Here is a 15,049-nt window from a genome sequence, read left to right as displayed (position 1 = left end):
CCGGTTTTTAACCCAGGCAACTGGCCAGGCGCCCGTTATCCGGCATTGGTGGAGGGAGACGCAGAACCTTTACCGTTTCTTCGTCAATCCCGATTTCACCCAGTATCTTCTTGACACGGCGCCAGGCCTGCTCCTGGCAAATCATAGGGTCGGGTCCAGAGCGCTGGCTGCCGAAAGCCCTGGCCGGCCGGAAGTGGCACTGGCCTTCAATGCAGCCCGTCAGTAAAATCTCCTGCGCGCCGGCTTCAATGGCCTTAAGCACCTCCAAGGTGCCAATCCGGCTTAAACACGGTACCTGCAATACAAAAACGTCATTCTGGCAGTTCAGGCCAACAGCATTTTCAAAGTTGGCATAAGCGCAGTAGCTGCAGGTGAAGATAACGGTAGGCAACACTTTTCCTGGCTCATCTGGCAGGGCCTTGAGTTCAGCTTCCATTTCAGTATGACTGTAACTTGTAAGGGTAATGGCTTGCGCCGGGCATGCCGCCACGCAGGCGCCGCATCCCTGGCAGAGCAGGGGATCGATATATGAACGGTGTTCCTTAATTACAGGGGCACCATGGGGACAAACACGCACACAGGTAAGACAGGCCGCGCAGGCGCCTTCTACCCGGGCTACCCGCTCGGGAAGGGTTTGGCGCTCTTGCACCAGGAGGGCGGCCGCCTTTACGGCCGCTGCCTGAGCTGAAGCTATGGCTTCCTCGAGATTCTTAGGCCCTTCTGCCAGCCCGCAGGTGAAGATGCCTGGCACCGGCGTCTCAACAGTTTTTAATTTGGGATGGCTGGTAGCAAAGAAACCATTCTCGTCCAGGGGGATGTGGCATAAAGACGCCAGGCACCAATTCTCCGCCCGTGGCTCCATCCCGGTCGCCAGCACCAGGAGATCGGCATCAATGACAATTTCTTCGCCCAGGATGGGATCGTAAACCCGGACTTGAATTTTGCCCTCTGGCCCTGCTTTCTTTGCGGGCACCGTTACTTCCGGCGGCGCTTCCAGGTTATAACGCAGGAACAGGATGCCCTGAGAGCGGGCGGTCTCGTACCACTGCTCCTGCAGGCCGTAGGTCATAATATCCCGGTTGAGCACGTATACATCAACTTCTGGGTTAATTTTCTTGAGTTCCAGGGCATTTTTTAAAGTTTCACTGCAGCAGATCCGGCTGCAGTAAGGATGAGAGTCATCGCGGGAATCTACGCATTGAATAAAGACAACCTTTTGCAGGCTGTCCAGTCGCCGGCTCCGGGTTTTAAGCAGGTCTTCTAACTCCAGGCCGGTAATTGCTGCCGGGTGCTCGCCATACAAGTACTGCCGCGGCTTTTTTTCTGCAGCACCGGTGGCAATAATAATTACGCCGTGCCGGATGTTTTCCTTTCGCCCACCTGTGCCTTCTATCTCTGTAGCAAAACTTCCCAGCTGGCCGGTTATGGTCCTGGCTTGAGCGTCCAGGTGGATATGGATGCGGGGGTGTTTGCTGAGACGCTGGCTTAGCCTGGCCAGATATGCCTCAACGTCGGCGCCCTGTAAGGTGTACTGCAGGCGAAGGGCATTACCACCCAGTCGTCCCTCCTTTTCTACCAGGTGGACTTCGAAATCGAGATCGGCCAGGGTAAGGGCGGCAACCATGCCGGCCACCCCACCACCGATTACCAGGGCGGCGGGTGTTATTGACCATTCCTCCACCATGCCGGCAGGAGCAGTCAATGCCCTGGACGCTGCCATCCGCACCAGGTCCCTGGCTTTTCTGGTAGCGCGATCTTTCCGGCCACTGTAAATCCGGGCCGCATGATCCAGGACATTAACCACCTTTGCTACATTGCCTGGCAGGCCAGCCTGCCGCAAATAAGTGTTTATCAGGGGTTCCAGAGCACGCGCACTGCAGGCAGCTACTACAATCCGGTTTAAGCTATGTTCCTTTATGGCCTGGCGTAATTGTTCGCCCGCCCCCCCGGCGCAAAGGGATAATCTTTCCACCCAGGCAACCCCAGGCAAAGAGCGGCTATATTCTTCCAGCTCCTTTAAATCCAGGCCGGCAGACAGCTGGTCACACCCGCAGACAAAGACGCCGGTCCGCGGCGGGATATTATTGCCGCCAGGAAGTGAAACCAATTGTATTTTAGGGGGCAGGGAACTCCAATAGGGTAAACCTGCTTCTTTTAGCCAGGAAGCGCAGGCAGCGGCAGCGGCCGAGCCCTGGGTGACGGCGTCGATTACGTCGCAGGGGCCGCTAAAGGCGCCGGCGACAAATACTCCTTCCCGTGTGGTGGCCAAGGGAGAAAGGGCAGGGGACTGGCAGAAACCATAGGTATCGACCTTAATGCCCAGCCTGGCAGCCAGTTCCCGGGCGCCATCCGGCGGTCGCAAGCCGGTAGCCAGTACTGCCAGGTCAAATTCTTCGACGTTGATCTGGCCGTTTTCCTGGGCATAGCGAATGACCAGCCGGGGATCTCCTGGAGACTGGATAATGCTGTGAATGCGGGAACGAACAAGCCTTAATCCGTATTCCCGCCGGGCCTTCTCTAGATATTCCTGGTAAGTTTTGCTGTAGGTACGCAGGTCCATGTAAAATAGGGTTATTTGCGGTAAAGGGAGTTTCAAAGCAGCAGCGGTCTCATAAAGCATCAGGGCCTCCTTCAGGGCATACATACAGCAGACGGCCGAGCAGTAAGCCACTCCGTTGGCGGGATCGCGGGAGCCGGCACACTGGATGAAAGCCACCCGTTGCACCGGCTCTTTGCCCGGAGGACGGTGCGGGTACCCACTGTTAGCCAACTGTTGCTCCAGCTCCAGGCCCGTCAAGACACCGCTATAACGGCCATAACCGTAACGGGCGTTTAAACTGGGAGGTAAATATTCCTCATAACCGGGACAAAGGATGATGGCAGCCACATTGATGGTTTCTTCCCGGCCCTGCCGGTTAAGATGGAGACAAAAATGGCCTGCTTTCCCGGTTAAGTTTTTAACTTCAGCACCGGTCAAGAGTACGATTTTATCTTCCCCAGCCAGCCTGATAAAGTGCGGGGAGCGTATACAGAAGAAACCATTCCAGGGCGTCAAAGCGCAGGCGCTGCAGTCGTTGGTGGGAAAGGTCTTCGGCAAAATAGCCAGCTTACCCCCCGGCCGGGCAGCGCGTTCTACCAGGATTACCTGGTGGCCGAGGCAGGCCAGGTCTAGAGCCGCCTGGACCCCGGCGATGCCTGCTCCCAGTACGGCTACCGGCAACGAACCATTTTTATCCATCAATACCTCACTCCTTGCCATTAATTACGAGAGCGTCGGCTACCAGCTCGACTATGTTTTTCGCCTTAACTTCGAGGTGATAATGACGGCACAAATCGTTCAATTGGTCAACGCAGTTATGGCAGGGAGTGGCGATAATCTTTGCTCCCGTGCGCTGGATCTGTTCTATTTTCACCTTTCCTTTAGCCATCCGTTCCTGGCCAAACTCGCTCAAAGAGAGCATGCCGCCACCGCCGCCGCAGCAGTAGTTATTCTCACGGTTGGGTGTCATCTCCCGGAAATCTGTTACCGCCGCCCGGAGTATCTGCCGCGGTTCTTCAAAAATGCCCTCCTTGCGGCCTAGATTGCAGGGATCGTGATAGGTTACCGGTTCGCTGTTGCGGGAGGGGTCAAGGCGGATGCGGCCGTCTTGCAGGTATTCGGCCATGAGCTGGACGATACTGCGCACGCTGAAGGGGAGTTTGTGCCCCAGCCACTGCTCTGGCCCCCAGCGAATGGCGCGGAAGGCATGGCCGCACTCGGTCATGATCAACTCCTGGCAGCCCAGGCGCTCCACCTCATCCGCCAGGCGCTGCACCAGGATAGCGCCGGCTTTGTCGTCCCCGGAGAAAAGGGCGTAGTTGGTCGCGTCCCAGTAGCGGCTGGAAAGGGTCCAGCTTTCGCCGGCGGCATGGAACACTTTGGCCGCCGCTAGAATGGAGAGGGGGAAGAACTTCGCTTCCCGCGGGTTGATAACGTACAATATCCTAGCGTCCTTCTTATCAACGGGTATTTCCGCCTCACTGCCGAACTCCGCCTGGAGCTCTTCTTGCATCCAGTCCAGGGTGTCGAGGTAATCCTCCTGGCTGATCCCCATATTATTGCCAGACTCTAGAGCCAGGTCTACCACTTTCTGCAGGTTTACAGGGACGCGGCCTTCTGCCGCCAGTTCCGACCGCATGGCCCGGACCAGGTCGCCCATATTCACGCCCACCGGGCAGTACACTGTACAGCGGCCGCACATGGTGCAGAGCCAGATCATATCTGACGCCAGGAGCCGGTCTTCCATTCCCAACAGGAGCAGGCGCACCATTTTACGGGGGTCTACTGGTGCGCCGATGTCGCCGGTAGGGCAGCCGCCGGTGCACACGCCGCAGGCCAGGCAGGTCTGCAGGCTGGCTCCGCCCATGGCCCGGGAGATTTTTGCTTGTAAATTTAGATGATGGGGTGTAAGGGTAGGCGCTTCTTTAGCCAGTAAAATGGCCATAAACAACACTCCTGTATAAAATTGAGATTCCCTTGCCTTTTAACCACGGCTATCATTTCCAGTGGAGCTGGGAGCCAGCCTTATGTTATGGGACCTGTCCCGGGCAATACCAATTTTTCTTTTGCCAGCAAGGACGCGCCCCTTCCTTTGGCTCTTCTAAAGGGGTGCTTATACATTTGCCGTCCTGCCAGCAGGGGTAAAAGGCGAGGTAATGGGGGAGGTCTGCGAGCCGGCAGTGCTTGCCCTCAAGGAGACGTTTAATAAACATTAACCGCTGTAAGTCCAGTTCCGAATAGCAGCGCCGGCCGTTTTTCCTCGTGGGAACGACCAGTCCCTTTCGTTCCCAGCGACGCAGGCGGTGGGGAGAAATATCTAAGACCTGGATAACCATACCGATGGGATACACCGGCCTTCTTCGCCCCGCTTACTATTGATCTTACTTATATCATATTTGTTGAACATAATCATGTCAATAAACTTATAAAAAATATTATAAGAAAGTTATTTAGATATAGCGAAAATATGTTTCCAAAAGGAGAAAAGCGACACTTGATCTGGGATGATAAGTTAACGTAAAATAAAGCTGTAAATAATTTATAACCTGATTGTTAAGCGAGGCGGCTTCCCATGTCGGAACAAATGTTATATACCATCAGCGTGGTCGCCGATTTACTGGGCATACAGCCGGGCACCCTGCGGGTCTGGGAAAGGCATAAACTCATCCAGCCCGCACGCAAGAACGGGCGGCGCCTTTACTCAAATAATGATTTGAAACGGCTGCGCTTCATTCAAAAGCTCATTGATAAAGGCTTCAATTTAAACTCCATCAAACACTACCTGGCCTTTTATCCCTGCTGGTTATACGAGGACTGCCCGGCCTGCTCCCGTAAGACTGAACGCATAGGGTGCGCCAAGCCATGCTGGAAGGAGGAAGGTACGTACTGCCAGATTTCCTTTGACGATCCCTCCCTTTGTAATACATGCCCCCATAGAAGCCAGGAAATAAAGTAATTCCAACAGGAAAAAAGAGCCCCTGGTGAATAAAAACCGTTATTGACCAGGGGGATAGTTATAACGGCAGGAATTTGCCTCTTCTTTGTCGAACATTACCAGAAAACGATTCTCGCGGGTGCCAGGGAAGCCGGTGCAAGTCCGGCGCGGTGCCGCCACTGTAAGGGGGAGTACCTGCTAAAGGAGCCACTGGTCCAGCACTCAGCAAGATATTTACCGCTACGGGTTAATTTCTTATAGTATTAAGAAGTACCCGGAGTAGTGCAGCTAAAGGAGCTGAGTGCTGGACTGGGAAGGTAGCAGGGAGCGTTGAACCCGAGCCAGGAGACCTGCCCGTGGGATTTCACCGTTAAACCACGGCCATGGTGAAGGTGAGGTAAGGAAGAATTTACCCCAGCTACGCAGGCGTGGTTGGGGTTTTTAATTCAGGCAGGCGAAAGGAGATTAAAATTTTATCATGATACCCAGGAAGATCATCAAGCGCGACGGCCGGGTAGTTGATTTTGACGAGGAAAGGATTATCAATGCTATTTATAAAGCGGCCCTGGCTGTCGGGGGCCAGGACCGCCGCCTGGCCAGCCGGCTGGCCAACCAGGTGACGGCCCTTTTAGCGGAAAAATTTGCCGACAGGCTGCCTACCGTCGAAGACGTGCAGGACCTGGTAGAAAAAGTATTGATTGAGAACGGCCATGCCCGGACGGCCAAGGCCTATATACTTTACCGGCAACAACATGCGGAATGGCGGGATTTCCGCCACCTCCTGGTCAACGTGCAGGAAATGGTCCAGGGCTACCTTGACGGCCAGGACTGGCGGATTAATGAGAACAGTAACATGAATTATTCCCTCCAGGGCCTCAACAACCATATCATTGCCGCCGTCAGTTCGAGGTACTGGCTGGAAAAGGTCTACCCGCCGGCCATCCGCGAGGCCCATGAAAGGGGCGATATCCATATCCACGACCTGGGGTTGCTGGCGCCCTATTGCTGTGGCTGGGACCTGGCCGATCTGCTGGAAAGCGGCTTTGCCGGCGTGGGTCAAAAGGTGGAAAGCGCGCCACCCCGGCATTTCCGGACGGCCCTGGGTCAGATAGCCAATTTCTTTTATACCTTGCAGGGGGAAGCTGCCGGTGCCCAGGCCTTTTCCAGTTTCGATACTTACCTGGCTCCCTTTATCCGTTACGACGGCCTGGACTACCGGGAAGTCAAGCAGGCCCTGCAGGAGTTTATCTTTAATCTCAATGTGCCCACCAGGGTGGGCTTCCAGACGCCCTTTGTCAACCTGACCATGGATGTGGTCGTACCGCAGGTTTTAGCCGGCGAGCCGGTGATCATCGGCGGCGAGCGGCGTAAGGAATGCTACGGCGACTTCCAGCAAGAGATGGACTGGCTGAACATAGCCTTTTGCGAGGTGATGATGGAGGGGGACGCCCGGGGCCGCATTTTTACCTTCCCCATACCCACGTACAACATCACGCCTGATTTTCCCTGGGAAACCCCGGTGGCAGATAAGATCATGGCCATGACGGCTAAATACGGCATCCCCTACTTTGCCAACTTTATCAACTCCGATTTAAAGCCTGAGGACGTGCGCAGCATGTGCTGCCGCCTGCGTCTGGATAACCGGGAACTTAAAAAACGCGGCGGCGGTCTCTTTGGGGCTAACCCCCTTACCGGGTCTATCGGGGTAGTGACCATAAATTTGCCCCGTCTAGGTTATCTTTCCAAAAACAAGGAAGAATTCTTCGCCGGCCTCAAGGTAAGGATGGATCTGGCGAAGGAGAGCCTGCTTTTGAAGCGTAACATACTAGAAAAACTTACGGAGCAGGGGCTTTATCCTTACTCCCGGTTCTATTTGCGGCAGGTTAAAGAGCGTTTCGGCAGGTACTGGGAGAACCATTTCAATACCATCGGCATTGTCGGCATGCATGAAGCCCTTCTTAATTTTATGGGCAAAGGCATCGAGACCCGGGAAGGAAGGGGAATGGCCCTGGAGGTGCTGGACTTCATGCGTTCGGTATTGACTGCTTACCAGGAAGAAACCGGCCAGCTCTTTAACCTGGAGGCCACCCCGGCGGAGGGCACTTCTTACCGCCTGGCCCGCCTGGACAGGCGCCTTTATCCTGATATTATCACCTCCGGGACACAAGAACCGTATTATACCAATTCCACCCACCTACCGGTCGGCTACACCGACGACGTTTTTACCGCCCTGGAGCACCAGGACGAGCTGCAGCTAAAATATACCGGAGGTACGGTCTTTCACGCCTACCTGGGGGAAAGGGTGACTGATACAGCAACCTGCCGGCGTTTTCTGCAGGCGGTGATGCATAATTTCCGCCTGCCTTATTTCACCATTACGCCTACCTTCAGCATCTGCCCCGAGCACGGGTATCTTTCCGGCGAGCAGTGGACATGCCCGGCCTGCGGCCGGGAAACGGAGGTCTGGAGCCGGATCGTCGGCTATTACCGGCCGGTGAAGAACTGGAATAAAGGCAAGCAGGAGGAGTTCCGGGAGCGGCGGAGCTTTCGTCCTGTCACCTGATGTTTTAAGGGGGCGGTACCCATAACCATTAGAGGCATCCAGTTAACGAGCCTGGTGGACTTCCCCAGCGAGGTCTGCACCACCGTCTTTTATGGCGGGTGCAATTTCCGCTGCCCCTGGTGCCATAATGCCGACCTGGTGCTACGTCCTTTTACTTTGCCGGAAATCAGCCCTGATGAGGTTTTAAACCTGTTGAGTCGGCGCCGCTCCTGGGTGCAGGCCGTTTGTATAACCGGAGGAGAGCCAACCCTGGCGCCGGGACTGGAGGAATTTATCCTCTCTCTGAAATCCTGCGGTTTTAAAGTCAAACTGGATACCAACGGCACGCAGCCGGAAGTTCTAGCCAGGCTGCTGGCCGGAGGATTGCTGGATTATGTGGCTATGGATGTTAAAGCGCCGCCGGAGAAGTATAACCTTTTAACCGGCACCAGGGCGGACCTGGAGGCAGTAAGGGAAAGTATTGCTCTCATTAAAAACAGCCGGGTGGCTTATGAATTTCGTACCACGGTAGTTCCCGGCCTGTTACTGGAGGAAGATTTCCTGGCCATAGGCCGGTTGCTGCGTGGAGCACGGCGTTACGTACTACAGCAGTACCGGCCTGCCGGAACGTTGCTGGATGGTAACTTCCGGGATATCCTTCCTTATCCCGGGGCGACTTTAAACAATATCGCGCAAAAATTACAGCCCTTTTTTGCTAACGTGGAAATCAGGATTTAACGAATAAAAGCTGGTGGCAGGCCATTTGATATCTTGGAAGCCCCTCATAAGATCAAGTCCCTTTTTAAAGAGATTTTTTAAGGAAACCTGCAGGAAATTAGAGTAACATGTCGAATAAAATCTTCTCGAATAAAATATCTATCAAAGTACTAAACCTTGGGAGAAGGGCTGTCAAAATGAGAGGGTTTAGATACGTCAAAAGTAAAATAGTTCCAATATGGGGGGGGGGGGGTACGATTACCATAACTCCCGATTGCTGGAAATAGATCTTCTTTACACCCTCTTTCTATTTTACCTCCTCTACTTTTACCATGCCCGCGGTAAAATTATTCTTCTTTTCCATAATTCCCCTAAACCAACGGTAAACTCACTTTCCCTACGTATCGTACGCTCAAGGCAAACAGTCGAAAGGCAGAGGCGTAAAGCCATGGGCCGAAAGCCCTTTCATGGGTTTGAGCGCCACTGGCGTAGGTTTTTGCCTTTTACTGGCAGCTTTTTCCTTTACCATGCAGCGGTAAGGAAAAATCCTCAAGGCTATGGTTAAATGCCAAGTAAGGTAACAAGCCAGGTAACACCTACCACCAGAAATCATTGGACATTTGTGTACGGGGGAGCAAAGTATGGTTGATGGCCCATTAACCGAGGAAGAAATTAACGAACTATTGGCTGCGTACGAAGAACTAATAGCCCAGATTAAGGAGGGTAAAGTGCGGACACTTACCCGGCTACCTATACGGGAAGAAGTTGGTAATTGTGGTTCTAATGGAGGAAAAATGGTGGATTGTTTATCCCAAAAGCTTGGTAACGCTACATGTTAAAGGGTAGTTAAATGGGAACTACCCTGAAAACCCCATAACTGACAGGAAGACACCGTTAAGGGCAAACCCGTTGAAAGGCGGGGGCGCAAAGCCGTGGGCCTAAGGCTTGTATAAGTTATGGTTGCCAGGTTGCCGGTGGACCTTCTGGGAGAGGAAGGGAATTGTGTTGGCTCTTAGAGGGAACAGGTAACCTGTTCCCTTAATTTATACTATATGGAAATAATAAACTGTAATGAGTATTGTAGCCATAGAATGCCTTGTGAAGAAGGGTTGAGGGTACCCATAAATTTTCTATACCAGGACAGTTTACTTGATGTGTAGTTATGGAATTAGGTTTAGGAGGGGGGTGGCTGTATGAACTCAGGTTACAATACGACGTAGGAATAGTTCACATATCAAGAAGCCTTTTAACGAGCTTAACAGATATTTACATGTTAAAGAAGGCTGAAACCAATTATGGGTACCCACAAGATAAATGGCAATAAACTAATAAGTTGTTTTAAAATGGTATTTAGATTAATTTATAACACATAAAATAATAAAACCTAAGGAGGACATGATAATCATGGCTATTAATGCCACCAAAACACTGGAGCCTTTACCTTCTGCTAACCGAGGGATATACAGCGATACCAGTAAAAGTGGAGCAATCAAAGAAGGTGACAAAAAGGAAATGGAGTCCCGGAGGAAGCAAGCACGGACTTTTGCGAAGCAGCAACAGATCGCTGAAAGGGTAGCCAGTGCAACGGAGCAACTTTCTTCTGGCGTGGAAGAGGCTTCCAGCGCAGTACAAGAATTGCGCACTGCCATGGAGCAGATAGCTAGCGGTGCACAGGAGGCCAGCGGTGCTACCCAGCAATCCCTGTCCGCTATTCGGGTTATTGGCGAAGCTGCTAAGGTTTCGGTAAAGCAGACTCGGGAGTCCGTGAGCCGTTGTGAAGCCATAAGGAATCTTGTGAGCCGCACGAGTGACGATATTGAGGTTTTGATACAAGGGGTAGACGCCAGCGCAGCCAGAAACGAGGAGTCGGCTAGAGTAGTAGCAAAGCTGGAAGAAGAGGCGTCCAAGATTGGCGAGATCGTCCGGACCGTGGTAAGAATAGCCGACCAGACCAACCTTCTAGCCCTGAACGCTGCCATTGAGGCGGCGCGGGCTGGAGAGCACGGCCGCGGGTTTGCTGTAGTTGCGGACGAAGTAAGAACCTTAGCAGAGACTTCCGAGAAAGCGGCCAGCGACATACGGAAGATAGTAGACAGCGTGCAGGAAGACGTGCGCACGGTGGCTGAAGCCATCAACAAGGCAGCTGAGGTAGCCAGGGGCGAGACGGAAAAAGGCAAGACTATCACTGAAGAACTTAAGAAGATAGCTACTTCTGTAGCCAATGTAGTGGAAGGAGCTACTAGAATTGAGCAACTGGTCACTGAAGTAGAAAAAGCGGTAGCCGAGTTCCAGAAAGGTAGTGAACAGATAGCTGCTACTGCTGAGGAGCAGGCCAGCGCCACTGAGCAGGCCTTGCAGGGGGTTCAGCAACAGGTCCGGGCACTAGACGAGATAAGCAATAACAGTAATAATTTAGCCGATCTGGCTGATGAACTCAAGCACTCGACTGATGTGGTCAAATCAGCTGAGGGCCTGGCGGCAGCGGCAGAAGAACTATCCTCGGCCATTGAGGAGGCCAGCCGTTCGGCAGAAGAGATCAACGCGGCCCTAAATCAAATAGCGAAATCGGCAGAGCAGCAGGCTTCAGCGTCCGAGGAAGCCTCCGTGGCCATCAAGCAGATCGAAAAATCGATGGGAGTAATTGCAAAGGAGGCCGATGAGTCTAAATCTGCAGCACAGGAACTTAGTGACTTACTGGCTGAGAACAAAGTCAGGGTAAATGAGCTGATTAAAGGGATAAGGCAGGCGGCAGTCACCAACCTTGAGAACGTACACAAGGTTAACCAGCTTGAGCGGAACGCCCGCATGATCGACAAGATAGTAGATACCATTGCGAGCGTAAGCATCCAGACCAACATGCTGGCGGTAAGCGGCGCTATAGAGGCAGCCCGGGCTGGCGAGTACGGCAAGGGGTTTGCGGTAGTAGCTTCAGACATCCGGAACCTTGCCCAGGAGAGTGCCCGCAACGCTGAGCAGATTAAGGAAATGGTAAAGGGTATTCAAGAGCAAGTAACGAACGTACTCCGGGACATTACTACTATTGGAGATGTAGTTCAAAAGGAAGCGGAAAAAGCCCAAAAGACAACGGCCGACCTTGACCTTATCGAAACCGATATGCGGGTGGTCGTTGAAGGGGTGGAAACGGTTAAAAAGCAGGCAGATGAAAGCCTCCTAAGGGTAGAAGAGGCAGCCAAAGGAGTAGAACAGATAAGTACGGCTGCCCAGGAAGCCAGTAAAGCGGCAGAAGAAGCAGCCACCGCCAGCCGCCAGCAAGCGGAAGGCATGAAAGAGCTTGCCCAGGCTATCGAGGAAATTGCAGCCCTGGCGGACGAGCTCCAGCAGGGCTAAAGAAATCGGAGTAAACGAGGAGGAAGGTATATGGCAATAGCCGGTGGGTCGGTTGCAAGCCTTGACCAATACGTGGTATTTCGTTTGGGACAGGAAAGCTACGGCATAGCAATAGAGTACCTCCAGGAGATCATTCGCGTTCCTTACGTGGTGAAGGTGCCCCTGACGCCCCCGTACATGCGGGGGCTCGCCAACCTAAGGGGCAACATTCTCCCGATTTATGACACCCGCCTGCGGTTAGGCATAAATGCTACGAATGATGACGAGAGCAACCGGGTGATAGTTGTTAATGCTGGAGGGAAGCAGGCGGGCTATGTTGTGGACCGGGTAGACGGCGTTGTAGATATTCCAGGGGAAGCCGTAGAGGAATTCCAGAAAAAAGGTGATACTGGAGGTTACGTTACGAGGGCAGCACGTGTGGGCGAGGGCAAGCTTGTCCTACTTATAGAAATGGACCAGATGCTTAAAGATGTGGGTTTAAACGACAGCAGTGTTGTTTCCCTTAAAGACACTAAAGAGTACGAGAACCTTGGTGCGAAAGAAGAAGAAAGTAAGGCCGAGGAAAACGAGCAACAACTTTTGACCTTCCAAGTAGGAAAAGAAGAGTACGCTTTGGACATCGCTGATGTTCAAGAAATAGTGCATTTACCGGAAAACTGGAATGTGGTGCCTGATGCTCCTCCTTATGTACTGGGATTGGTGTCATTGCGGGACAGGGTTTTACCCCTTATAAGTATGAGAAGGCTTTTCGGTCTTCCTGAAGGAGAAGTTGCTGGTGGCAGGATAGTAGTCGCGTACGTGGGGGAAGGCAAGAGAGTAGCGGTTGGTCTTGTAGTGGACAGCGTAGCTGAGGTTCTGAGGGTGGCAGAGCGTTTATTGGAACCCGTGCCTGCAGTTGTGAGGCGTAGCGGGGACGAGTTTGCTGCCATTTGCCGGCTAACCGACGAGCGCATGTTATTTACACTTGAAGCCTCCAGACTGTTGCGAGACGTGACATTTCTTACGGAATGGGAACAAGGCGGGGCAGATGAAGTCAGCGCATATAGCCATAAAACGCTAGAAGAGGAGCGGCAGCTTGTGACTTTCTTCCTGGGTGAAGAAGAGTTTGCCCTGCCCATAGATAGCGTACGCGAGATAATTCGCGCAGGGCGTATAACCGCCGTACCCAGGACGCCTGATTTTGTAAAAGGGATATTGAACCTTCGCGGGAGCATAGTGCCGATTATCGACTTGCGGTGCAAATTCGGCTATCCCGAGAGAGAAATAGATGAACAGGTACGAATTTTAATCTGCGAAGGGAATACTTCAGTGATGGGCCTTATGGTCGACGGCGTAAAGGAAGTAGTCAAAATTAGTGTGAGCAGCATTGAAGCCACTCCGCAAGTTTTATTGAAGGACAGTATCCAGTCTTTCGTGGCAGGGATAGCCAAGTTTAACGGCGAGCGTAACGTAATACTTTTAGACCCGGCGCGGGTAATGTCCTGGGAAGAGGGCGCCGAACTTATGGAAGTGGTGGAGGAGACGGATATCAGCGGATGAAGCCTATACGGGTACTAGTAGTAGACGATTCAGCGTTCATGCGAAGAGTTATAAGGCAAATACTAGAGGGGGCACCCGATATCGAAGTAGTGGACGTGGCACGGGATGGGCAGGAGGGTATGGAGAAGGCCATTACCCTCCAGCCCGACGTGGTCACCCTGGATATCAACATGCCCCGCATGGATGGCCTTACCGCCTTGCAGCATATAACCTTGAAGACAACCGCAAAAGTAGTCATGATTTCGTCATTGACCCAGGAGGACGCGCTCATAACGTTTGAGGCCCTGGAGCTTGGAGCAGTAGACTTTATAGCGAAACCGGACGGCACCATTTCGTTGGGCATAAGCAGGCTAGCGGATGAGATCATAGGCAAGGTCCGGGCGGCGGCTAAGGCGCGGCTGCCAAAGAGAACGCCTGGTAGAAGGGTTTCCCGTGTGGAAAAACAAATCCCGGTAACTACTATCACGGACCTGGACTGGGTAGTACTGATAGGCGTATCCACGGGAGGGCCCAGGACTCTGGAGGATATACTGCCACACCTGCCCGGGGATCTGCCGGCGGGAGTGGTAGTGGTGCAGCACATGCCGCCGCGCTTCACTGCAAGCCTCGCGCAACGCCTCGACCAGTATTGCAAGCTGCACGTGTGCGAGGCCCGGGAGGGGATGAAATTGAGTAATGGCCTGGCGGTATTTGCTCCTGGGGGCTACCATCTTATGTTTAGACAGCAGGGCGGTGGCATTACGTGTTATCTCTCTCTAAGGCCGGAAGACGCTCAGTTCCGGCCTTCAGTAGATGTAACCCTACATGCTTTGATGGAGACGTATGATCCCAAACGAACCATTGGTGTACTTCTTACAGGAATGGGGGACGACGGTGCGGATGCGATGGTAGAGTTAAGGAGGCGCGGCGGGTGGACTGTAGTCGAGAGCGAGGAGACAGCGGTAGTATGGGGCATGCCTCGTGCCGCGATAGAACGCGGGGGTGCGGACGTAGTAGCCCCCAGTTATCAGATAGCGGACATTATACGGCGGAAAGTCGGGGGGAGGTAGCTATGGACGAGATAACAACGTTTATAGAGGCGTTTGAGAAGGCCAGGGATGTAAATGACCGCATAGATTTGGTCTGCAAGATAGCGGGCTGACCCCCTAACATTGGACATCAGGCACAAATTGGTAAGGCTTTTACAAAATTACGCTGAAAAGCATCATAATATCCCGATGGAGTTAAATAACCAATCTTCGAGTGGATACGGACATTGTTATAGTAGTCCATAAACTTATATATCACCTCATAGGCCTCCCTGAAACTATTAAATTCGTACCGTGCCAGGCATTCCTCCTCCAGGATGCTGTGAAAGGACTCGATATGAGCATTCTTATTGGGCGTTTTGTAGGGGATAAGCTCATGCTCTACCCCTAGATCCTTGCAG

Annotated in this window: 10 protein-coding genes, 1 pseudogene and 2 riboswitches; of the genes and pseudogenes, 7 read left to right on the top strand and 4 right to left on the bottom strand. The window is 52.9% G+C overall.

Annotation, left to right across the window (positions count from 1 at the left end; all coding sequences use genetic code 11):
* Positions 1-7 precede the first annotated feature (7 nt).
* From MOMUL_RS10535 to MOMUL_RS10525, 3 genes are all read right to left on the bottom strand, one after another.
* A complete protein-coding gene (locus MOMUL_RS10535) occupies positions 8-3,238 on the bottom strand; it encodes an FAD-dependent oxidoreductase (RefSeq protein WP_062284763.1) in 3,231 nt (1,076 codons plus the stop codon).
* A gap of 7 nt (positions 3,239-3,245) precedes the next feature.
* Positions 3,246-4,484 (bottom strand): (Fe-S)-binding protein, encoded by a 1,239-nt coding sequence (locus MOMUL_RS10530; protein ID WP_062284761.1) that lies wholly within the window; start codon positions 4,482-4,484, stop codon positions 3,246-3,248.
* 85 nt (positions 4,485-4,569) lie between these two features.
* A complete protein-coding gene (locus MOMUL_RS10525) occupies positions 4,570-4,890 on the bottom strand; it encodes a MerR family transcriptional regulator (RefSeq protein WP_062284759.1) in 321 nt (106 codons plus the stop codon).
* Positions 4,891-5,111: 221 nt separating this feature from the next.
* On the opposite strand from MOMUL_RS10525, the gene MOMUL_RS10520 reads away from it, so the two are divergent.
* From MOMUL_RS10520 to MOMUL_RS10490, 7 genes and pseudogenes are all read left to right on the top strand, one after another.
* Positions 5,112-5,495, top strand: coding sequence for a MerR family transcriptional regulator (locus MOMUL_RS10520; protein ID WP_062284757.1), 384 nt, complete (start codon positions 5,112-5,114; stop codon positions 5,493-5,495).
* Positions 5,496-5,594: 99 nt separating this feature from the next.
* Positions 5,595-5,846: riboswitch (cobalamin riboswitch) on the top strand.
* Positions 5,847-5,952: 106 nt separating this feature from the next.
* Positions 5,953-8,037 (top strand): ribonucleoside triphosphate reductase, encoded by a 2,085-nt coding sequence (locus MOMUL_RS10515; protein ID WP_062284756.1) that lies wholly within the window; start codon positions 5,953-5,955, stop codon positions 8,035-8,037.
* A 21-nt stretch (positions 8,038-8,058) separates the two neighbouring features.
* Entirely contained in the window at positions 8,059-8,754 is a 696-nt protein-coding gene (locus MOMUL_RS10510) for an anaerobic ribonucleoside-triphosphate reductase activating protein (protein WP_062284754.1), read from the top strand.
* 868 nt (positions 8,755-9,622) lie between these two features.
* Positions 9,623-9,709: riboswitch (cyclic di-GMP riboswitch) on the top strand.
* Positions 9,710-10,128: 419 nt separating this feature from the next.
* Positions 10,129-11,001, top strand: a pseudogene (locus MOMUL_RS17895) (methyl-accepting chemotaxis protein); the annotation flags it as partial.
* Positions 11,002-11,364: 363 nt separating this feature from the next.
* The gene (locus MOMUL_RS17890; protein ID WP_407937692.1) at positions 11,365-12,081 is read left to right on the top strand and encodes a methyl-accepting chemotaxis protein; all 717 of its coding nucleotides are present in this window, start codon (positions 11,365-11,367) and stop codon (positions 12,079-12,081) included.
* A gap of 30 nt (positions 12,082-12,111) precedes the next feature.
* On the top strand, positions 12,112-13,620 hold the full coding sequence (locus tag MOMUL_RS10495) for a chemotaxis protein CheW (RefSeq protein ID WP_062284748.1): 1,509 nt from the start codon (positions 12,112-12,114) through the stop codon (positions 13,618-13,620).
* Positions 13,617-14,669 (top strand): protein-glutamate methylesterase/protein-glutamine glutaminase, encoded by a 1,053-nt coding sequence (locus MOMUL_RS10490; protein ID WP_062284746.1) that lies wholly within the window; start codon positions 13,617-13,619, stop codon positions 14,667-14,669. Before MOMUL_RS10495 ends, MOMUL_RS10490 begins: the two co-directional genes overlap by 4 nt.
* 109 nt (positions 14,670-14,778) lie before the next feature.
* Here the strand turns inward: MOMUL_RS10490 and MOMUL_RS10485 are convergent.
* Positions 14,779-15,049, bottom strand: a 271-nt coding sequence (locus MOMUL_RS10485) for an integrase core domain-containing protein (RefSeq protein WP_153018361.1), incomplete at its 5' end; no start/stop codon positions are given.

The sequence above is a fragment of the Moorella mulderi DSM 14980 genome (assembly GCF_001594015.1).
GTDB lineage: Bacteria > Bacillota > DSM-521 > Neomoorellales > Neomoorellaceae > Neomoorella > Neomoorella mulderi.
The sequence above is the reverse complement of the archived record's forward strand: the minus strand, read 5'-3'. Positions and strand labels throughout refer to the sequence as shown.

Excerpts from the sequence above, each read along its gene's own strand:
- MOMUL_RS10535 (WP_062284763.1), bottom strand. The coding sequence starts at position 3,238 with ATGGATAAAAATGGTTCGTTGCCGGTAGCCGTACTGGGAGCAGGCATC.
- MOMUL_RS10530 (WP_062284761.1), bottom strand. The coding sequence starts at position 4,484 with ATGGCCATTTTACTGGCTAAAGAAGCGCCTACCCTTACACCCCATCAT.
- MOMUL_RS10520 (WP_062284757.1), top strand. The coding sequence starts at position 5,112 with ATGTCGGAACAAATGTTATATACCATCAGCGTGGTCGCCGATTTACTG.
- MOMUL_RS10515 (WP_062284756.1), top strand. The coding sequence starts at position 5,953 with ATGATACCCAGGAAGATCATCAAGCGCGACGGCCGGGTAGTTGATTTT.
- MOMUL_RS17890 (WP_407937692.1), top strand. The coding sequence starts at position 11,365 with ATGGGAGTAATTGCAAAGGAGGCCGATGAGTCTAAATCTGCAGCACAG.
- MOMUL_RS10495 (WP_062284748.1), top strand. The coding sequence starts at position 12,112 with ATGGCAATAGCCGGTGGGTCGGTTGCAAGCCTTGACCAATACGTGGTA.
- MOMUL_RS10490 (WP_062284746.1), top strand. The coding sequence starts at position 13,617 with ATGAAGCCTATACGGGTACTAGTAGTAGACGATTCAGCGTTCATGCGA.